This is a genomic window from Variovorax frigidus, from assembly GCF_051216515.1.
Classification (GTDB): domain Bacteria; phylum Pseudomonadota; class Gammaproteobacteria; order Burkholderiales; family Burkholderiaceae_C; genus Variovorax.
In genome coordinates, this window is the sequence record NZ_JBPJZF010000010.1 from 1 (window position 1) to 18,252 (window position 18,252).

The 18,252-nt window shown below is 67.5% G+C and carries 16 protein-coding genes; 6 read left to right on the forward strand and 10 right to left on the reverse strand.

Annotated elements, in window-relative coordinates; all coding sequences use genetic code 11:
- Nucleotides 1–218 precede the first annotated feature (218 nt).
- Genes ACSFBC_RS25970 through ACSFBC_RS25980 form a run of 3 tightly spaced genes read right to left on the reverse strand, consistent with a single transcriptional unit; the run spans nucleotide 219 to nucleotide 3,209 of the window.
- Entirely contained in the window at nucleotides 219–1,133 is a 915-nt protein-coding gene (locus tag ACSFBC_RS25970; RefSeq protein WP_435513215.1) for an MBL fold metallo-hydrolase, read from the reverse strand.
- Nucleotides 1,130–2,827, reverse strand: coding sequence for an AMP-binding protein (locus ACSFBC_RS25975; RefSeq protein WP_435513216.1), 1,698 nt, complete (start codon nucleotides 2,825–2,827; stop codon nucleotides 1,130–1,132). Before ACSFBC_RS25975 ends, ACSFBC_RS25970 begins: the two co-directional genes overlap by 4 nt.
- Entirely contained in the window at nucleotides 2,805–3,209 is a 405-nt protein-coding gene (locus ACSFBC_RS25980) for a type 2 periplasmic-binding domain-containing protein (protein WP_435513217.1), read from the reverse strand. The genes ACSFBC_RS25975 and ACSFBC_RS25980 overlap by 23 nt, the downstream gene beginning before the upstream one ends.
- Before the next feature lie 51 nt (nucleotides 3,210–3,260).
- On the opposite strand from ACSFBC_RS25980, the gene ACSFBC_RS25985 reads away from it, so the two are divergent.
- From ACSFBC_RS25985 to lnt, 3 genes are all read left to right on the forward strand, one after another.
- Entirely contained in the window at nucleotides 3,261–3,992 is a 732-nt protein-coding gene (locus ACSFBC_RS25985) for a GNAT family N-acetyltransferase (RefSeq protein WP_435513218.1), read from the forward strand.
- Between the two features lie 78 nt (nucleotides 3,993–4,070).
- Nucleotides 4,071–4,949 carry an HlyC/CorC family transporter gene (locus tag ACSFBC_RS25990; protein ID WP_435513219.1) on the forward strand — a complete coding sequence of 293 codons (879 nt, stop codon included), beginning with the start codon at nucleotides 4,071–4,073 and terminating at the stop codon, nucleotides 4,947–4,949.
- On the forward strand, nucleotides 4,949–6,526 hold the full coding sequence (gene lnt, locus ACSFBC_RS25995; protein WP_435513220.1) for an apolipoprotein N-acyltransferase: 1,578 nt from the start codon (nucleotides 4,949–4,951) through the stop codon (nucleotides 6,524–6,526). The genes ACSFBC_RS25990 and lnt overlap by 1 nt, the downstream gene beginning before the upstream one ends.
- Nucleotides 6,527–6,529: 3 nt before the next feature.
- Here the strand turns inward: lnt and ACSFBC_RS26000 are convergent, their stop codons facing one another.
- The 7 genes from ACSFBC_RS26000 to ACSFBC_RS26030 all read right to left on the reverse strand — a co-directional run bounded on the left by ACSFBC_RS26000 (nucleotide 6,530) and on the right by ACSFBC_RS26030 (nucleotide 14,919).
- Nucleotides 6,530–7,894 carry an FAD-binding oxidoreductase gene (locus tag ACSFBC_RS26000; RefSeq protein ID WP_435513221.1) on the reverse strand — a complete coding sequence of 455 codons (1,365 nt, stop codon included), beginning with the start codon at nucleotides 7,892–7,894 and terminating at the stop codon, nucleotides 6,530–6,532.
- A 7-nt stretch (nucleotides 7,895–7,901) separates the two neighbouring features.
- Nucleotides 7,902–8,720 (reverse strand): ABC transporter permease, encoded by an 819-nt coding sequence (locus tag ACSFBC_RS26005; RefSeq protein ID WP_435513222.1) that lies wholly within the window; start codon nucleotides 8,718–8,720, stop codon nucleotides 7,902–7,904.
- Entirely contained in the window at nucleotides 8,717–9,535 is an 819-nt protein-coding gene (locus tag ACSFBC_RS26010) for an ABC transporter ATP-binding protein (RefSeq protein WP_435513223.1), read from the reverse strand. Before ACSFBC_RS26010 ends, ACSFBC_RS26005 begins: the two co-directional genes overlap by 4 nt.
- A 70-nt stretch (nucleotides 9,536–9,605) precedes the next feature.
- Nucleotides 9,606–10,586 carry an ABC transporter substrate-binding protein gene (locus ACSFBC_RS26015; protein WP_435513224.1) on the reverse strand — a complete coding sequence of 327 codons (981 nt, stop codon included), beginning with the start codon at nucleotides 10,584–10,586 and terminating at the stop codon, nucleotides 9,606–9,608.
- Nucleotides 10,587–10,633: 47 nt separating this feature from the next.
- The gene (locus tag ACSFBC_RS26020; RefSeq protein WP_435513225.1) at nucleotides 10,634–11,497 is read right to left on the reverse strand and encodes a creatininase family protein; all 864 of its coding nucleotides are present in this window, start codon (nucleotides 11,495–11,497) and stop codon (nucleotides 10,634–10,636) included.
- A 14-nt stretch (nucleotides 11,498–11,511) separates the two neighbouring features.
- Complete coding sequence (locus ACSFBC_RS26025) at nucleotides 11,512–12,774, reverse strand: amidohydrolase family protein (protein WP_435513226.1); 1,263 nt, start codon at nucleotides 12,772–12,774, stop codon at nucleotides 11,512–11,514.
- Between the two features lie 129 nt (nucleotides 12,775–12,903).
- Nucleotides 12,904–14,919 carry a helix-turn-helix domain-containing protein gene (locus ACSFBC_RS26030; RefSeq protein WP_435513227.1) on the reverse strand — a complete coding sequence of 672 codons (2,016 nt, stop codon included), beginning with the start codon at nucleotides 14,917–14,919 and terminating at the stop codon, nucleotides 12,904–12,906.
- 197 nt (nucleotides 14,920–15,116) lie between these two features.
- On the opposite strand from ACSFBC_RS26030, the gene ACSFBC_RS26035 reads away from it, so the two are divergent.
- From ACSFBC_RS26035 to ACSFBC_RS26045, 3 genes are all read left to right on the forward strand, one after another.
- Nucleotides 15,117–15,908 carry an SDR family oxidoreductase gene (locus tag ACSFBC_RS26035; protein WP_435513228.1) on the forward strand — a complete coding sequence of 264 codons (792 nt, stop codon included), beginning with the start codon at nucleotides 15,117–15,119 and terminating at the stop codon, nucleotides 15,906–15,908.
- 69 nt (nucleotides 15,909–15,977) lie between these two features.
- Nucleotides 15,978–17,222 carry a branched-chain amino acid ABC transporter substrate-binding protein gene (locus ACSFBC_RS26040; RefSeq protein WP_435513229.1) on the forward strand — a complete coding sequence of 415 codons (1,245 nt, stop codon included), beginning with the start codon at nucleotides 15,978–15,980 and terminating at the stop codon, nucleotides 17,220–17,222.
- Nucleotides 17,223–17,310: 88 nt separating this feature from the next.
- A complete protein-coding gene (locus ACSFBC_RS26045) occupies nucleotides 17,311–18,252 on the forward strand; it encodes a branched-chain amino acid ABC transporter permease (RefSeq protein ID WP_435513230.1) in 942 nt (313 codons plus the stop codon).

An 18,252-nucleotide genomic window follows, 5' to 3' on the forward strand; every position in this document is an offset into this window, starting at 1 on the left:
GGACAGTGAAACGCGTCAGCGCCGATGATAGTGCGGGTTCCCGTGTGAAAGTAGGTCATCGTCAGGCTCTTACAGCCCTAGACAAGCCCCAACCTAACGGTTGGGGCTTTTCTTTTTTGGGGAAATGGAATTGCGATTGGAATGAAATGCACCTGCGGCATCTTCATGACCATCCATCCAGCTATCTCGTGACACGGCCGCTGAGATTTGCGCGGCAATCAGACGTCCACTAGGCTGTCGCCCTCCCGGCGTGCCGCGCCCGAGCCGATGAGCTCTTCCACCAAGTCTTCGCTCAGCGATTCCAGGCCATGGCCGTTGAAGAAGCGCGTGTGGATGGCCTTGAAGTAGGGCGTTGCGTCGCGCCAATCCGTCCATTGCGCGGTGGACATGCGTTGCTGCTCGAGCAACTTGAATTTGATCAGCACCTTGAAGGCATGCCGCGCATGCTTGACCGGGTCGCGGACCATGCCGTCCAGTCGTCGACGGGCCGTGTGCAAGGCAGTGCCCACGTCCGAGAAAACCCGACCGTGGCCAGGCACAACCCATTGGGGTTCCAGCCGCTCGATATGGTCCAGCGTCGCTGCCACTTCCGCGAAAGAGGGTTCGCCGATCAGTTCGGGAAACACCACGCCGAAACCGTGTTCCCACAGGGCGTCGGCAGAGATCAAGGTGCGCGATTCAGCGTCGAACAGCATGACCGAGTGGGGGTCGTGCCCCGGTGCTGCATGCACTTGCCAGCATCGATCGCCCAGGTGCCGTTCGGTCTCGCCGGTCAACGTGCCCTGTGCCGTGAATCGAGGACACTGCTGACCCGTCGCGTGATAGCTCAGCGCACCCTGATCCCACATCGCCACCGCGCTGGCCTCGCCCGCCGGAACCTCGGTGCGAAGCGCCGGATAGCGTTGCTGCATGGCAGCGTTGCCGCCGCAGTGGTCGCTGTGCAGGTGGGTGTTGAGCAGCAGCGCCAGCGGCTGTTCCTTCAATGCGTCCTCAACCAGCGCCACGGTCTGCGCCGCATGGGTGACGTAGCCGCTGTCGACCAGCACCGGCTGCTCGCCGTGCAGCAGGATGTTGTTCGACGACAGCCAGCCGCGCTCGAAGACCGTGATGTCCGCCGGAAAAGGACGCGTCACGCCGGCGTCGTCGCGCTGGTGCGCAGTTCGCGCCGAAGGATCTTCCCGACGTTGGTCTTGGGCAGGGCGTCCTTGAACTCGATGTGCCGGGGGCGCTTGTAGCCGGTGAGGTTCTCGTTGCAGTAGCGCAGCACCGCTTCTTCCGTCACCGTGGCGTCCTTGCGCACCACGAAGACCTTGATCGCTTCGCCCTGCTTCTCGTCGGGCACACCGATGGCCGCGCATTCGACGACACCGGGGCACAGCGAGATGACGTTCTCGAGCTCGTTCGGAAAGACGTTGAAGCCGCTGACCAGGATCATGTCCTTCTTGCGGTCCACGATGCGGCTGTAGCCGTCGTCCTGCATCACGGCGATGTCGCCGGTGCGCATGAAGCCGTCGGCGGTGAAGGCCGCGGCCGTCTCGGCGGGTTGGTTGTGATAGCCCGTCATCACGTTGGGCCCCTTGATGCAGAGTTCCCCGGCCTGTCCATTCGGCAAGGAGTTTCCTTCGTCATCCTTGATGGCGATCTCGATGCCCGGCAGGGGGAGGCCGATGGTCCCGGTGAACGCGGTGTTGCTCACGGGGTTGTTGGTGCCGATGGCGCAGGTCTCGCTCATGCCCCAGCCTTCGATCATGGGACAGCCCGTGGTCTCGAACCAGCGCTTGGCCGTGCCTTCGGAGGCGGCCATGCCCCCCGCTTGGGAGACGAACAGCGTCGAGAAGTCCAGCTTCTTGAATTCGGGGTGCATCAGCAGCGCGTTGAAGAGCGTGTTGACCGCGGGCAGCATGTGGAAGGGCCGCTTCTTCAGCACGGCGATGAACTTGCCGATGTCGCGCGGATTGGGGATCAGCGTCAGGTGCGAGCCCTGGCGGATCGCCAGCAGGCACAGCGTGAGCGCGAAGATGTGATACAGCGGCAAGGCCGCGATGCTGTTGACCTTGGACAGATCGCCCGCGCGCCCCAGCGCCGGCGTGAACCAGGCCTCGGCCTGCAGCGTGGCGGCGACGATGTTGCGGTGCGTGAGCACCGCCCCCTTCGACAGCCCGGTCGTGCCGCCCGTGTACTGCAGGAAGGCCACCGAGTCGAGCGTGCTGGGATCCTTGCTCAACGTGCGCTGCGCACCCTGGCTCATGACCTGCGAGAAAGGCGTGACCGTGCGGTCGTCGTTCAGCGGCAGCTTGTAGGGCGGCACCATGCGCGCGAGATGGCGCACGGCCAGCGTGATCCAGGTGCCGTACAGCCCGCCCAGCAGATCGCCCATCGAGGTGATCACCACATGCTTGATCGGGGTGCGCTCGATCACCTGCTGCAGCGTGGTCGCGAAGTTCTCGAGGATCACGATGGTGGTGGCGCCCGAGTCCGTCAGCTGGTGCTCGAGCTCCCGCGCGGTGTACAGCGGATTGACGTTCACGCAGGTGAAGCCGGCGCGCAGCACCCCGCACATCGTGACGGCGAACTGCGGCACGTTGGGCAGCATGATCGCGACCTTCGCGCCGGGCTCGAGCCCGAGCGACTGCAGCCAGGCGCCCATGGCCTTCGACTGCCGGTCGAGCTGCGCGTAGGACATCCATCGCTCCATGCACACAGAGAACGGGCGCTCGGCGTAGCGCTCGAAGGCCTCGTCGAACATATGGCCCAGCGACCGGTACTGCTCCGTGTGCACTTCGTGAGGCACTCCGGGCGGATAGCTATTCAAGACGGATGACTGCATGCGCGCTCCTTTGCAACACATTGTGCGAGGCCGCATGGCATTCCGGTCCGGGGGCTTGCCCCAGTGCGCGCGACTTGAGCCAGCGGTCCGTCGCGCGCGGCAGTTCGCCCTCGGCCTGCGCGAGGTGCAGCCATGGGTCGACAGAGGCCTTGAAGGTCACGTCGCCGCGTGGCAGCATCCAGGCCCTCTCCGCCGTCAGGGCCTCAGCGGCGCGGCCGGAGTCGACATCGATGCCCTCGAGGCCGGCATCGGGCTTTTGCGAGCTGAAGGGGCTGTCGCCCTTTGGCGTGACAGCGCAGGTGATATGACAAAGCATTCGCATCCGCGGTGTCGGCGCAACGCTTTCTGGAGGGAACTGCCCAATCCGTGCGGTTCTTCCCATGTCGTGAAAACGGTTTCTTGAGTAATAGGGATTAACCCTTATATTCGACACATGCACCCCGTCAAGGCCTTCCTCCAAGCCTCCTTAGGGCTCGGTTCGCTGCTGCGGCCGCCCATGGTCGAGGCACAAGCGCGCGGCCGGTCCGCCGCGCCGGCCCCGGTGATGGTCCCGATCCGCACCATCGGCCCGCGCGAGCGCGGGCGCATCGGCCGCCATCTGCTGGCGCTGACCCCGCACGACCGCTACCTGCGTTTCGGCTATGCAGCCTCTGACGAGCAGGTGCAACGCTATGTCGACGGCCTGGACTTCGAGCGCGACGAGCTGTTCGGCATCTACAACCGCCGCCTCGACCTGATCGCCATGGCGCACGTCGCCTTCGCCCCCGCCGGCCAGCCGCGCGAGTGCGCCGAGTTCGGCGTGTCGGTGGCCGAGCATGCGCGCGGCCGCGGCTACGGCGCCCGCCTGTTCGAGCGCGCGGTCGTCACCGCGCGCAACGAAGGCGTGGGCATGCTGTTCATCCATGCGCTCAGCGAGAACGCGGCCATGCTCAAGATCGCCCGCAAGGCCGGTGCATCGGTGGTGCGCAGCGGTTCCGAGTCCGAGGCACACCTGCAACTGCCGTCGCCCACGCTCGACAGCCGCCTGAACGCGATCGCGCTCGAGCACTACGCCGAAGTCGACTACCAGCTCAAGAGCCGCGCCAAGCAGTTCTGGTCCTTCCTGGCCACCGTGCAGGAAGTGCGCAGCGGCATGCGTGCCGCGCGCGAGAAATCGGCGCCCTGAGCGGCATGCCAGGGCCAGCGCAGCGGGGGGCATTGCCTTTCCGTTATCCTTGCGCTTCCCCAACTCCGCCCTCCCGCAGTGGCCGACCCTCACCCTGATCGCACTCCCGTTGAACGGGAAGACAAACGCAGCTTTCTTCAAAAACTCGCCGAGTTCATCCATCCAGGACCGGATTCGCGCGACGAGCTGATCGAAACCCTCGCAGACGCCGAAGACAACGACGTGATCGGTGCCGAATCGCGCGTGATGCTCGAAGGGGTGCTGCGCATGGCCGACATGACGGCCGGCGACGTGATGGTCGCCGCGCCGCGCATGGACCTGGTGAACATCGACTCGCCCTACGACGCGCTGCTGCACGTCGTGATCGACACCGCGCACTCGCGCTTCCCGGTGTACGAGGGCGAGAAGGAAAACATCATCGGCATCCTACTCGCGAAGGACCTGCTCAAGCTGCAGCGCGCGCCCGGGCTCAACATCCGGGCCCTGCTGCGGCCCGCGACCTTCGTGCCCGAGAGCAAGGGCCTGAACGACCTGCTGCGCGAGTTCCGCGGCAACCGCAACCACTTGGCGATCGTGATCGACGAGTTCGGCCGTGTGGCCGGCCTCATCACCATCGAGGACGTGCTCGAGCAGATCGTGGGCGAGATCGAGGACGAGTTCGACATCGCCGAGGACGAGGGCGACATCTTCGGCCTGGCCGACCATACCTACCGCGTGTCGGGCGACACGCCGATCGAACGCGTGGCCGAGGCCTTCGGCCTCACCTTCGACGACGAGGCGCTGAGCGAGGACTTCGACACCATCGGCGGCCTGATCGCCCATGAGATGGGCCACGTGCCCAAGAAGGGCGAGCACCACGCCCTCGGCGGCTTCGACTTCGTCGTGCTGCACACCAAGGGCGGCGCGGTGCGCTGGTTCAAGGTGTCCCCGGCCCGCGGCAGCGACGCAGCCGACTGATGCGCGGCGCGCCGGCTTCCACTTCCGCCTCCCTGTTCCGCCTGCTCGGCTTCGGCGTCGCCGGGCTGGCGCAGGCCCTGTCGATGGCGTCGCCCGTGGGCGGCAAGCCGCTGTGGTGGCTGCAGCTGCTGTCGCTGGCGGCCCTGGTCTGGCTGCTCGACGGCCTGCGCGCACAGGGCGCGGGCTGGCGCCGTGCCGGCCTGCACGGCTGGCTGTTCTCCACCGCCTGGCTCGCCGGCAGCTTCTGGTGGCTCTACATCTCGATGCACACCTACGGCGGCCTGCCGGCGCCGCTGGCCGCGATCGCCGTGCTCGCACTGGCCGCGGGCCTCGGGCTCTACTACGCGGTCGCGGCCGCCTGGTTCGTGGTGCGCGGTCCCACGGGGCGGGTGACGGGCGCGCTGGTCTTCGCCGCCCTCTGGACGCTGGCCGAACTCGTGCGCGGCAGCTGGTTCACCGGCCTGCCCTGGGGCGCCGGCGGTTATGCGCATGTCGAGGGCCCGCTGGCCGCGCTCGCGCCCTGGATCGGCGTCTACGGCATCGGCGGCGCGGCGGCATTGGTCGTGGCGCTGGCGGCGCTGCGGCGTGCGGTGCGTGGCGTCGAGCTCGGCGCGGGCCTGCTGCTGATGGCGCTGGTGTTCGCGGTGCCGCAGCTGGTGCCCGCACTGGGCAGCGAGGTGCGGGGCGACAAGGGCGCGACCGGCAGGCTCGAGGTCGCGCTGCTCCAGGGCAACATCCCGCAGGACGAGAAATTCATCCCCGGCGGCGGCATCGAGACCGCCCTGCGCTGGTACGGCGAGCAACTGCGCGATGCCAAGGCCTCGCTGGTGGTCACGCCCGAAACCGCCCTGCCGCTGCTGCCGCGCCAGCTTCCGCCCGGGTACCTCGACGCGATCCAGGCCCGCTACAGCCAGGGCAATCAGGCGGCCATCGTCGGCCTGCCCATGAACGACACGGCCGGCCCGGGCACCTACAGCAACGCGGTGCTCGGCTTCCAGCCCCAGGCCGCGCAGCCCTACACCTACAGCAAGCACCACCTGGTGCCTTTCGGCGAGTTCATCCCCACGGGCTTCCGCTGGTTCATCCAGATGATGAACATCCCGCTGGGCGACTTCGCGCGCGGCGGGCTCGCGCAGGCGCCCTTCCTCTGGCAGGGCCAGCGCATCGCGCCGAACATCTGCTACGAAGACCTGTTCGGCGACGAGATCGGCGCCAACTTCAAGGACGAGGCCACGGCCCCGACCATCCTGCTCAACGTGAGCAACATCGCGTGGTTCGGCGATTCGGTGGCCATCGACCAGCACCTGTCGATCTCGCGCATGCGCGCGCTCGAGTTCGCGCGGCCGATGGTGCGCGCCACCAACACCGGCGCCACGGTGGTGATCGATGCCCAGGGCCGCGTGACGCATGAACTGCCGCGGCTCACACGCGGTGTGCTCGAGGCCAGCGTCGAAGGCCGGCGCGGGCTCACGCCCTATGCGCGCTGGGTCGCGCCCTTCGGGCTGTGGCCGCTGTGGATCCTGGCGCTGGGCATCGTGGCCGCGGCCTTCGTGCTGGGCCGCCACCGCCCGCGCTGAGCCTCAGGCGCCGGTCTTCACCGGCCAGTCGCGCAGCTTGCCCGGGTTGAGCAGGCCCAGCGGATCGAAGCGATGCTTGACCGCGATGACCTCGGGCGGCAGCGGGCCACCGGCCTTGCCGTCTTCCACGATGTTCACATGCGGGTTGTTGATGTGCACGTGATGCGCGCGGTGGATGTCGATGATCTCGTTCAGGCGCTCTTCGGTGCTGAAACGCACCAGCTGCAGCCCGCTGCAGGTCATGAGCCCGGCCACGTTGCGGATGAACTCGGTGTGCATCATCACCTCGCCGCCCAGCAGCTTTTCCATCTCGAGGATCTGCTCCACATGCTTGCCGGGGATGAAGCCGCTCTGCAGATAGGTCAGCGTCGGATCGATCTTGAGCGCGTGCAGCGTCGTGTGGTTCCAGGTGAATTCCATCAGCGTGCGGTTGCTCTTCTGCACCTCGGCCGCCGTCTTGCGGTAGCTCACGGTGCCGCCGTGCGCTGCCACCAGCAGCCCCATCGCGGGCTCCGACGATTCGGCCACCAGCGACAGCACCGTGTGGCAGCCCTTGGGGAGGTGTGCGGCCAGCTGCGCCAGGTGATCGGAGATCGGTGCCGCAAAGAAGGAGACGCCGCGCTTCACGATGCCCGGCGCGTTCGCGAGCTTGTCGGCGAAGTTCAGCGCGCGTTCGAAGTCGTCGAAAGTCACGAGCGTCTCGAGCCATGGGTGCGCGGGCGCCAGCGCGAATTCCAGTTCGAGCACCAGGCCGTTGGTGCCCCACAGGTGGTGCATGCGCATCGCGTCGGCGCCGCGCAGCTCGATCATTTTTGGCTCGGCCTCGATGGTCATGGCACGGATGCCGAGCACGTTGCCCGGTGCGCTCAGCGGGCCGAAATTGATCGAGCCCACGCCGCCGAAGCCGCCGCCGAACAGGCCGCCCAGCGTGGCGCTGCGATAGGTCGAAGGCACGCAGCGCAGCTCCTGGCCCGTGGCCTTGGTCTGCTTCTCGAGCTCGCCCAGCCGGATGCCGGCCTGCGCGCGCACCACGCCGGGCTGCACCCAAAGGCAGGCGTTGTAGCCCGTCATGTCGAGCACCACGCCGCCCGCGAGCGGCGTGGTCTGGCCGTAGTTGCCGGTGCCGCTGCCGCGGATGGTGATCGGCACGCCGCGGCGCGCGCAGGCACCGACCACCGAACGGATCTCGTCCTCGGTGCGCGGGCGCACCACCACGTCGGCGCGCTTTCCCTCGAGTTGGCGCACGAGCACCGGGCTGAACCAGGAGAAGTCCTGCGACAGCCGCGTGACGCGGCCTTCGTCGGTGATCCAGTCGAGGTCGGGGAGTTCGAGCAGCAGTTGCTCGATGGCGGAAACGGGAGCGTTCATGGTCAATTCAATCCTGGGAAAGTTCGCTCGCGTGCCACGAGCCCAACGCCAGCTTCGAGAGCCAGGCCATGAGCACGAAGAGCGCGACACCGGTGAGGGAAATCAGCAGCAGGGCCGCGAACATGCGCGGGATGTTGAGCTGGAAGCCGGCCTGCAGGATCTGGTAGGCCAGCCCCGCACCCGAGCCGCCCGTGCCCGCGACGAACTCGGCCACCACCGCGCCGATCAGCGCGAGGCCGCTGGAGATGCGCAGGCCGCCGAAGAAGTAGGGCAGCGCGCTCGGGATGCGCAGCCGCACCAGCTGCTGCCAGCGCGTGGCGCGGTTGAGCTTGAAATAGCTCTGCAGGTCGGGGTCGATGCTGCGCAGCCCCAGCGTGGTGTTGGCGATGATCGGGAACAGCGCCACCAGCGCCGCGCACACCGTCATGGCCGCCACCGGGTTCTTGACCCAGATGATGATCAGCGGCGCCACCGCCACGATGGGTGTCACCTGCAGCAGCACCGCATAGGGAAAGAGCGCGGTCTCGATGCGCTTGCTCTGCACGAACAGGAAGGAGATCAGCACGCCCGCCACCGTGGCCAGCCCGAAGGACAGCAGCGTGATCTTGAGCGTGACCAGCAGGGCATTGCCCAGCGGCACCCAGTCGGCGATCAATGTCTGCAGCATGAGATAGGGCGAGGGCACGAGGTACGGCGGCAGCTCCATCGCCACCACCATCCATTGCCACAGCGCCACCAGCACCACGCCGATCAGCACCGGGTAGAGCACGCGCTGCACGCGCGGCTGGTTCAGCAAGGGCACGCGGGCTTTCGTGGCGGGCTTCATCGCACGACCTCTTCTTCCAGCGTGCTCGCGCGAAGCAGGCTGTCCTGCAGCTGCTTGGCGTAGCGCGCGAACTCGGGCGTGACCATGAAGTCGGCCTTGCGCGGGTAGGGTTCATCGATCTGGAACTGCTCCACCACGCGGCCCGGCCGCGCGGCCATCATCACCACGCGGCTCGACAGGAACACCGCCTCGTGAATGGAATGCGTGACGAAGATCACCGTGAGCTTCTTCTTGCGCCAGAGCTCGAGCAGGTCGGCATCGAGCTTGTGGCGCGTGATCTCGTCGAGCGCGCCGAAGGGCTCGTCCATCAGCAGCAGGTCGGGCTGCGTGACCAGCCCACGCGCGATCGACACGCGCATCTGCATGCCGCCCGAGAGCGCGCGTGGCAGCGCATCGGCGAACTTCTCCAGGCCCACCAGCGCGAGCGATTCGGTCACGCGGGCCTCGGCCTCGGCGCGCGGCACGCCGGCCAGGTCGAGCGGCAGGCGCACGTTGGTGCGCACGCTGGCCCACGGCATCAGCGTGGCCGACTGGAACACGAAGGACATCCGGCGCGTGCTGTCGTGCAGCTGGCTCACCGGCTTGCGCCACACCAGCAGCCGGCCGTCGCTGGGTTCGAGCATGCCCGCCACCATCTTGAGCAGCGTGCTCTTGCCGCAGCCCGAGGGACCGAGCAGCGTGACGAACTCGCCCTCGGCGATCGACAGGTCCACCGGCAGCAGTGCCTGCGTGCCGTTGGGGTAGGTCTTGTCGGCCGAGAGGATCTCGACGGCGGGCACGGCAGGCGCGAGTGCCTGGGGTTCGATGCGATTCATGCGAAAGGCCTTTCGAGAACGGCCGCAACGCGCGGCCGCCTGGTGTCAGGGCTGAACGAGGTTCAGGCGATCAGGGCAGAACCTTGAGGTCCTTCACGAAATCGGTCGTGTAGGTCTTGGCCAAATCCACCTTGCTCGGATCGAGCAGCTTGGCGCTCACCAGGAAGTCGTAGCTCGCCTTGGCACGCGCATCGGTGATCACGCCGATGCCCTGCTTGGCCGCGTCGCCGCCGGTGATCATTCCCATCTCCTTCAACTTGGCCACGCTGTAGGCCAGCTGTTCGTCGGTCATGTTCGGGTTGTCCTTCTTGATGAGCGCGTTGGCGGGCGCGGGGTCGGCCAGGTAGCTCTTCCAGCCTTCGGCCGATGCCTTGACGAAGGCGGCGACCTGCTTGCTGCGCTCCTTCACGGTCTTGTCCATGCACGACACCGTGACCGCATAGGAGGGATAGCCGTGGTCGCTGAACATCAGCACCGTGCTCTTCACGCCGGCCTTCTGGATCGCGTAGGGCTCCGAGGTCAGGTAGCCCTGCTGCGCGGCGTTCTTGTCGGCCACGAAGGGCTGGATGTTGAAGGTGTAGGGCCGCGCCTGCTCGTCGGTGAAACCGAACTTGGCCTTGAGCCAGGGCCAGTAGCCGCGGTTGGCCTGCGCGCCGATCAGCAGCGTCTTGCCCTTGAGGTCCTCGAACTTCTTGACGTCGTCGTGCGCGATCAGCACCTGCGGGTCTTTTTGCATGAAGGCCGCCACGTTGACCACCGGCACACCGCCGTCGCGCACCTGCATCATCTGGATGTCGCTCGAACCCATGATGCAGTCGGCCTGGCCTGCCGCCATCATCTGCGTGATGTTGACCTGCGGGCCGCCCATCCGGATGGTCACGTCCAGGCCGTGCTTCTTGTAGAGGCCTTGGGCCACCGCCTGGTAGAAGCCGCCATGCTCGGCCTGCGCGTACCAGTTGGTCATGTAGGTGAACTTGTCCTGGGCCTGTGCGGACGCGGCCGTGAGAAGGGCGATGGCAGCGGCGGCCAGGGAAGGGGCGAAGAAGCGCATGGCGTAGACCTCTTTGAAGATGAAGGGAAAGAAAAGGGAGCGCGGCTTCAGGCCGGCGCGAAACTCTGCTGGATGAAGCCCTGCTGGTGGCCGCGCTCCCAGGTCGCTTCCTCGCGCACGATCCACTGCAGCGCATGCAGCTCGGTCAGCGCCTGGGCCCAGCTGTCGGAGAGCGTGTCGAGGATGGCGTGGCCTTGTTCGCGCGTGGCGGTGGTCGGGTCGCCGATCACGCCGCTCGGGCCGAAGTCGCGTGCGGTCCAGGCGCAGGCCGGGCGGCCGTCGGCCGACAGCAGCTTGATGGGGAAGGGCGGCGGGAAGTTGGCGACCGCGCGCTCCATGTGCACGGTTTCGGGTGCGAGCGCGAGCATCAGCGCGGTCTCGGAATGGCCGGCGTGCATCGCGAGCTTCTTCTCCTGTTCGCTGACCTGCTGGCTGGCCGCGCTCGGCAGCCGCGACACGCCGTGCGGCACGACCACGAAGTCGCCATGGCGCAGGCGCAGTTCGCGTGCCGCCATCTCCAGCACCTGCGGCTGGCCACCGTGGCCGTTGGCGAACAGCAGCTTGCGAAAGCCCGAGCGGTAGACCGACTCGCCGATCTCGATGACCGTCGACAGCAGCGTGGTGCCGGTCAGCGTCATGGTGCCGGGAAAGTGCAGGTGCTCTTCGGACTTGCCGTAGGTGATGGTGGGCAGCGCGAAGGCGCGCACCTCGGCCGGCAGCTTCTCCAGCGCCTTGCCCATCACGCCCGAGCTGATCACGCTGTCGACCGAGCACGGCAGGTGCGGGCCGTGCTGCTCGATCGCGCCGCAGGGCAGCACGATGACGGTGTTCTCGCGGTCGGGCAGCGCGGCGATTTCGGTCCAGCTCAGGTAGGGCAGGAAACGGTGGGGCGGGATGTAGCCGTGGAGCATGGGTGTCCTGTTCTTTAGGTCGGGAGGAAAGGCGTCGCGTCGCCGTGCGTCACGTGGCCGTCGCGCAGCACCACACGTTGCGCGCTGCGCGAGGGCCAGCCGTGGCGGTCGGCATCGGTGAAAAGCACCAGGTCGGCGCGCTCGCCGACCAGCGTGGGGCGCGCGGGCGCTGCGTCGCGCCGCAGCCAGTCGCTGCGGCACAGCGCCTGCGACCAGGCGTCGAAGGGCTCGTCGAGCTGCGCCACCAGCGCGGCCGTACCCAGCGCCTCGACCGGGTCGAAGCTGCCGAGCCGGCAGAACGGGTCCTGCACGTTGTCGCTCGCGAACAGCAGCGGAATGCCGCGTGCCTGCGCTTCCTTCACCAGCGTGATGCCGCGCAGCCGGGGCGTGCGGCCGGTGACCGCGTCCTGCAGCAGCAGGTTGGTGGCGGGCAGCGAGACCACCGTGATCGGTGCGCGCGCCACCGCATCGAGCGTGGCGAGGGCCTGCGCCTCGGGCTGGACCGCCAACGCGCAGATGTGGCCGCAGACCACGCGGCCCTCGTAGCCGATCTCGCGCAGGAGGCGCGCGGTGGTCTGCAGGCCGACGGCCGCGGCATTGAGCTCCTCGTCGACATGGAGGTCGACGTCGAGCTCGCAGGCCTGCGCGGCCACCAGCAGGTTGCGCAGCGCGTTCTCGCTCCAGTTGGTCGAATGCACGAAGCCGCCGAGCAGCGCGTGCGGGCCCGTCGCCTTCACCTGCCTGGCGAGCCGCAAGGCCTGGGTCGCGTCCTCGAACAGCGGCAGCTTGATCAGGGCCACCTGCTCGAGCCGCACCCTGCCGGCCCATTGTTGCGCCAGTTCGGCCATCACCGGCCAGGCCATGGGCACCGCTTCGGGCTCCCACCAGTCGACGTGCGTGCGCACATGGGTGGTGCCGCATTCCCAGGCCCACTGCAGGCCACGCGCGGCGCGCTCGCGCACGTCGTCGGGCGTCCAGTGCGCCCGGTCGGCCAGCATCGCGTCGATGGCGCCCAGCAGGCCAGGCTGCACCGCTTTCATGCGCGGCAGCGTGAAGGCCTTGTCGAGGTGCGTGTGGGCGTCGACGAAGCCGGGCAGCGCGAGCCTGCCGCCGAGGTCCCAGGCCGACGGCGACGGCGTTGCAGGCCGCACCGACCGCACGCGGCCGCCCTCGATCGCCACGCCGGCCAGCACCGGCACGCCGTCGCGCTGCGGCCAGTCGCTGGTCAGCAGCCAACGGGGCAGACGCAGGTTGTTCAGAAGGACCGGCTCGCGCATGAAGTTTGACCGCTTAATCAGAGTAAGTGGTCAGGTTACGCAAGCGACGTGCCAGCGCGGATGCACCGGACTGGTGATTTCGCCCGGCGGCCCTGCGCCGTCAGGCGGCCCCGCAGCGCCGGCGGGGGGTCAGCCTTCGAGCGCTGGCGGCCGTTCGCCCGACATGCCCAGGCTCCAGAGCCGCAGCGCCACGTGGATCTCCAGCGCGCGGCTCGCACTGCCCCAGTGGCCCAGCAACTCCTCCACGCTCGCCAGCCGCTGCCGCACGGTATTCACATGGATGCCCATGCGCGCGGCGGTGGTCTTGGCGTTCTGGTTGTTGTCGAAATAGGCCAGCAGCGTGGAGGTCAGGTCCGAGCCGCGCTTCTTGTCATGGCCCACGACGGCGCCAATGGCGGCGTTCAGGAAAGTGTTCAGGCTCGCTTGATCGTGTGTCTCGAACAGCACGGAATAGAGCGCCATTTCGTTCTGTCCGACGATGTTGCCGCGCATGCCCAGCCGCCCCAGCACCGAGAGCGCACGCCGCAGCGTCGCGTACAGCGCCGGCATTTCCGCCGGTTCGCGGACCGGCCTCGAGAGCACGCCCCGGTAGGCATCGCCCAACTCGCTGCGCGCGAATGCGATGAACTTCTCCAGCACGTCCTGCGCCTTGGTCGCGCCGCACACGATGACGAGCACGCCGTCGACCTCGTCCATCACCAGGTCCGACAAGGGCGCACCGGCGCGCAGGCGCCGCGCCCAGAAGCCGGGCCGGGGCTGTTCCATCTCGACCACCATCAGCGACATCGGTTGCGACAGATCGAGGCCGAAGCGCTCGGCACGGTCGCGCGTCAAGGCGGGCTCGTCCTGCCGCGGAGAAATGAGCGTGTGCAGCAGCGTCGACACGTCCCGGCTCTTGCTGGCTTCGACGCGCTCCTGCGACAGCAGCACGATGCCGATGACACTCGAGCTTCTCTCGAAGGTCCGCACCGAGATGTCGCGCAGATCGTCGTGCCTGAACACGAGCACGGCGCCGAGCACGTCGTTGCCGCCGATCACCGCGATCGCACGGCACAGCTCGCCGCCGTGGGCATAGGCGATGGCCGACCGCCCTGCCTGCCGGCTCTCCCGCAGCGCCTGCGCCAGCGCGGCGCTGTGTTCGTCATGCGGCGCATAGGCCTCCGCCGCCGTGCCGGCATAGCCCGGCGCGGTGGCCCGGCCGATCACCTGATGGGCTTCGTCGAGCACCAGCACGCTGCCGTTGAGCAGTTGCGCGACCGATTCGCACAGCGCGCCGAGCGATGCGCCCTTCGCGAGCAACGACGTCAACCGCTCATGCGCTTCCGCTGCCTCCTGCACGTCGCGCGCATGCCGCTCCAGTTCGGAGCGGGCCAGGTCCGCCTTCTCCAGCGCGGTCTTCGCTTCCGCGAAGGCCTTTGCATTGTTGATGGCCACGGCCGCGTGCGTGGCGAGCGTGCAGAGAATCGACACGTTGAGCGCCGTGTGCGTACGGTGATAGCGGTCGGCCACGAAGAGCAGGCCGATCACGTTGTCGTCGCACATCAGCGGCGCGCCGACCAGCGCGGCCACGCCTTCGTCCCTGAAGGTGTCGTCCAGCGCGGCGTCGTGCGCGAAGCGGTTGTCGTGCAGGTAGTCGGGCGTGAAGAACGGCAGGCGCGTCGACATCACGATGCCCGCGACGCCCAGGTTTCTGCCGGCAGTCATCTTGCCCGTGCGCTCGGAGATCGCGCCGTCGGCGACCACGACCTGGAACTCGCCACTGGCGGTGTCGTAGATCGTCAGCCAGCACAGGTGTGCGCCCATGAGCTTGCGTGCGCGGCTCACGATGGCCCTCAGCAGCCCGGTGAGGTCGAGGCGGCTCGACAAGTCCTGCGCGGATTCGATGACCGCGAGCATGCCGCGTTCACGCTGCTCGTGAAGCTCGAGCCGGTTGCGCAGCGCCATGGCCATGCGCACCAGCTCCACCATGCCGGACTTGCGCTGCAGCGCATCGGGCAGGGCCTCGACGTGCGCAAGGCAGGCGGCGAATTCCTCGGCAGATGCGTTTCGGTGCAGCAGGCCGATGAGCTCGGGTGCGATCTGTTCAGGCGTCTGGCCCCGCGACGGACCGATGCTTCGATTTCGTTCTGGAGGCTGTACCGGCATAGGGCGCGAAGGCTAGCAGAACGATGCCTGCATGGGCATCGGCCCAAGCCCTGCTTCCCGTGCGTGTGTGCAGGCGCGCACCAGGAATCACATCGCACCGGGTCCGAATGTGTGTTTGCCGCACATAGGTTTTGGCATCCGTCCTCCGGACACTTGCCTTGCCTAACCGTTCACACGAGACATCACGACACATTCCCATGAGCATCATCGATTCACTCCGGCCCGCGCCCGGCCTGCGCGTGCTGGTCACCGCGGGCGGTTCCGGCATCGGCGCGGCCGTGGCCCGTGCCTTTCGCGAGACGGGCGCACGCGTGCACGTGTGCGACATCGACCGCGGCGCGCTCGATCGCCTGGCCGAAGAAGCACCCGAGATCACGTCGAGCATGGCCGACGCTTCGGTGCCGGAGGACGTGGACCTCGTCTTCGACGACGTGCAGGGCGCACTCGGCGGGCTCGACGTGCTGATCAGCAACGTCGGCATCGCAGGGCCGACCGGTGCGATCCAGGACCTGAACCGCGCCGACTGGGAGCGCACGGTGTCGGTGAACCTCCACAGCCAGTTCTATTTCGCCCAGCGGGCCGTGCCGCTGCTGAAGGCCTCCACGCAGAACCCCGGTCTCATCGCCATGAGTTCGGTGGCGGGCCGGCTGGGCTATGCCTTCCGCACGCCGTACGCCGCCACCAAGTGGGCCATCGTGGGCCTGATGAAGTCGCTGGCGATCGAACTCGGCCCGCACGGCGTGCGGGTCAACGCGATCCTGCCGGGCACGGTCGAGGGCGAGCGCATGAACAGCGTGATCGGCGCGCGTGCCGCGACCGCGGGCGTGTCGGTGGAGGCCATGCGCGCGGAGTACCTGCAGAAGATCTCGCTGCGCCGCATGGTCACGCTCGACGACGTGGCGGCGATGGCGCTCTTCCTGTGCTCGCCCGCGGCGCGCAACGTGACCGGCCAGGCGATCAGCGTCGACGGGAACATGGAATACCTCTAGCGCAGCCGCCATCGCTGCGCCAGCCGCAGCATCTATTCGATTTCTTTCAATAAAAGCATGGAGACATCAATGCCCAAACTCAACGCACTCGCTTTCGCCTTCGTTCCCGCAGTGGGCCTTCTTTGCGGTGCCGCGCTGGCCGCGCCGGTCAAGATCGGCGTGCTCGAAACGCTCTCGGGTCCGCAGGCTTCGTCGGGCCAGGCCTACCGCGCCGCCGTGCGCTATGCCATCGACCAGATCAATGCTGCGGGCGGCTGGAACGGCGAGCCCGTGCAGCTTCTGGAGTACGACAACCAGGGCGGCCCGGCGGGCGCGGCCGACAAGCTCAAGGCCGCTGCCGCCGACGGCGTGCAGCTGATCGTGCAGGGCGCCTCGTCGGCCATCGGTGGGCAGATCACCGAGGACGTGCGCAAGTACAACCTGCGTAACCCCGGCAAGGAAATGGTCTACCTCAACGTCGGCGCCGAAGCGCTGGAACTCACCGGCGAGAAGTGCAACTTCCACCATTTCCGCTTCGGGGGCGATCCCCAGGTGCGCACCAAGGCGCTGGTCAGCGCGATGAGGCAGGCCAACGCGCTGGGCACCAAGGTCTATGCGATCAATCAGAACTACTCGTGGGGCCAGGACATGGAGAAGGCCATCGTGGACAACGCCGCGGCGGGCGGCTACCAGGTGGTCGAGAAGACGCTGCACGACGTCAACAAGGTGCAAGACTTCGCGCCCTACGTGGCGAAGATCGGCGGGTCCAAGGCCGACTCGGTGCTCACCGGCAATTGGTCCAACGACCTGTTGCTGTTGATGAAGGCGTCGAAGTCGGCGGGCCTGAAGGCGCGCTTCGGCACGGTCTATCTGGACCAGCCCGGCAACCTCGCAAATGCCGGCGACCTCGCCATCGGCCACTTCGTGGTGCAGACCTTCAACCCCGAGGCGGGCGGGGCCGAGGGCGAGCGCTTCGTCAACGACTACAAGGCCAAGACCGGGCATGTGCCGGTCTTCATCGAACCCCAGACCGTCTTCGGCATGGCCATGGTCGCCGATGCACTGAAGCGCACCAGGCCCGAGAACGGCGCGCTGAACGTGAATGCCTTCGCAAAGGCGCTGGAGACCACCACCATCAAGACGCCGATGGGCGACATGAGCATGCGCGCGGCGGACCACCAGGCGCAGCTGCCGATGGTGGTGTCCACCGTCACCAAGGATGCGCGCTTCAAGGTCGACGACACCGACATGGGCTTCAAGCCAGTCAAGCGCTTCTCCGCACAGGAAGCGTCGACGCCCGCGCAGGCCAGCTGCGCGATGAAGCGGCCCGCCTGAGCCGGCGCAAGCACGCACTGAACTTTCACAAAGCCGCGCGGGACGCGAGCGTCCCGCGCGGCGCGGCTTCGGCTGCCCAGGAAAACTTATGGACCAGATCATCGTTTCTCTCATGAACGGCGTCATCTACGGCCTGCTGCTGTTCATGGTGTCCGCCGGGCTGACGCTCATTTTCGGGATGATGGGTGTGCTCAATTTCGCGCACGCCTCGTTCTACATGCTGGGCGCCTACTTTGCGTACACGCTGCAGGGCGTGATCGGCTTCTGGCTCGCACTCGTCGTCTCGCCGGTGCTCGTGGGACTGGTGGGGGTGATCGTCGAGCGCTTCTTCCTGCGGCGTGTGCACCACCACGGCCACGCGCACGAACTGCTGCTGACCTTCGGCCTCTCGTTCATCGTGGCCGAAACCATCAAGCTCTTCTTCGGCAACTTCCCGGTCGACTACCGGATTCCCGCAGCGCTCGACGTGTCGGCCTTTACCGTCGGCGGCGCGCAGTACCCGCTGTACCGCCTGTTGATGGGCGGCGTCGCGATCCTGATGTTCGGGGTCATCTACCTGCTGCTGACGCACACGCGCGTCGGCATCGTGGTGCGCTCGGCCATCTACAAGCCGCGCATGGCCGAGGCGCTGGGCCACAACGTGCCCCTGGTGTTCATGGGCGTGTTCGGCGTGGGTGCCGCACTGGCGGGCCTGGCGGGCGCGGTCGCCGGCGCGTTCTACACCACCAACCCGAACATGGCGCTCGAACTGGGCGTGATGGTGTTCGTGGTGGTGGTGGTCGGTGGACTCGGCTCGCTGGGCGGCGCGATGGTGGCATCGCTCCTGATCGGCGTGGTCACTTCGCTGGCCGTCGCCGTGGATCGCAGCCTCGCCGACCTGTTCGCGCTCTTCGGCGCGGGTGACTGGGCCGCCGGCGTCGGCGGCTTGATGACGCTGAAGGTCTCCAGCCTGTCCGCGACGATTCCGTTCGCCCTGATGCTGCTGATCCTGCTCGTGCGACCGAGCGGGCTCATGGGCGAGAAGGGCTGA

Excerpts from the sequence above, each read along its gene's own strand:
- ACSFBC_RS25975 (WP_435513216.1), bottom strand. The coding sequence starts at position 2,827 with ATGCAGTCATCCGTCTTGAATAGCTATCCGCCCGGAGTGCCTCACGAA.
- ACSFBC_RS25980 (WP_435513217.1), bottom strand. The coding sequence starts at position 3,209 with ATGGGAAGAACCGCACGGATTGGGCAGTTCCCTCCAGAAAGCGTTGCG.
- ACSFBC_RS26020 (WP_435513225.1), bottom strand. The coding sequence starts at position 11,497 with ATGCTCCACGGCTACATCCCGCCCCACCGTTTCCTGCCCTACCTGAGC.
- ACSFBC_RS26040 (WP_435513229.1), top strand. The coding sequence starts at position 15,978 with ATGCCCAAACTCAACGCACTCGCTTTCGCCTTCGTTCCCGCAGTGGGC.
- ACSFBC_RS26000 (WP_435513221.1), bottom strand. The coding sequence starts at position 7,894 with ATGAACGCTCCCGTTTCCGCCATCGAGCAACTGCTGCTCGAACTCCCC.
- ACSFBC_RS26045 (WP_435513230.1), top strand. The coding sequence starts at position 17,311 with ATGGACCAGATCATCGTTTCTCTCATGAACGGCGTCATCTACGGCCTG.
- ACSFBC_RS26010 (WP_435513223.1), bottom strand. The coding sequence starts at position 9,535 with ATGAATCGCATCGAACCCCAGGCACTCGCGCCTGCCGTGCCCGCCGTC.
- ACSFBC_RS26025 (WP_435513226.1), bottom strand. The coding sequence starts at position 12,774 with ATGCGCGAGCCGGTCCTTCTGAACAACCTGCGTCTGCCCCGTTGGCTG.
- lnt (WP_435513220.1), top strand. The coding sequence starts at position 4,949 with ATGCGCGGCGCGCCGGCTTCCACTTCCGCCTCCCTGTTCCGCCTGCTC.
- ACSFBC_RS25985 (WP_435513218.1), top strand. The coding sequence starts at position 3,261 with ATGCACCCCGTCAAGGCCTTCCTCCAAGCCTCCTTAGGGCTCGGTTCG.
- ACSFBC_RS26005 (WP_435513222.1), bottom strand. The coding sequence starts at position 8,720 with ATGAAGCCCGCCACGAAAGCCCGCGTGCCCTTGCTGAACCAGCCGCGC.
- ACSFBC_RS26015 (WP_435513224.1), bottom strand. The coding sequence starts at position 10,586 with ATGCGCTTCTTCGCCCCTTCCCTGGCCGCCGCTGCCATCGCCCTTCTC.
- ACSFBC_RS26030 (WP_435513227.1), bottom strand. The coding sequence starts at position 14,919 with ATGCCGGTACAGCCTCCAGAACGAAATCGAAGCATCGGTCCGTCGCGG.
- ACSFBC_RS26035 (WP_435513228.1), top strand. The coding sequence starts at position 15,117 with ATGAGCATCATCGATTCACTCCGGCCCGCGCCCGGCCTGCGCGTGCTG.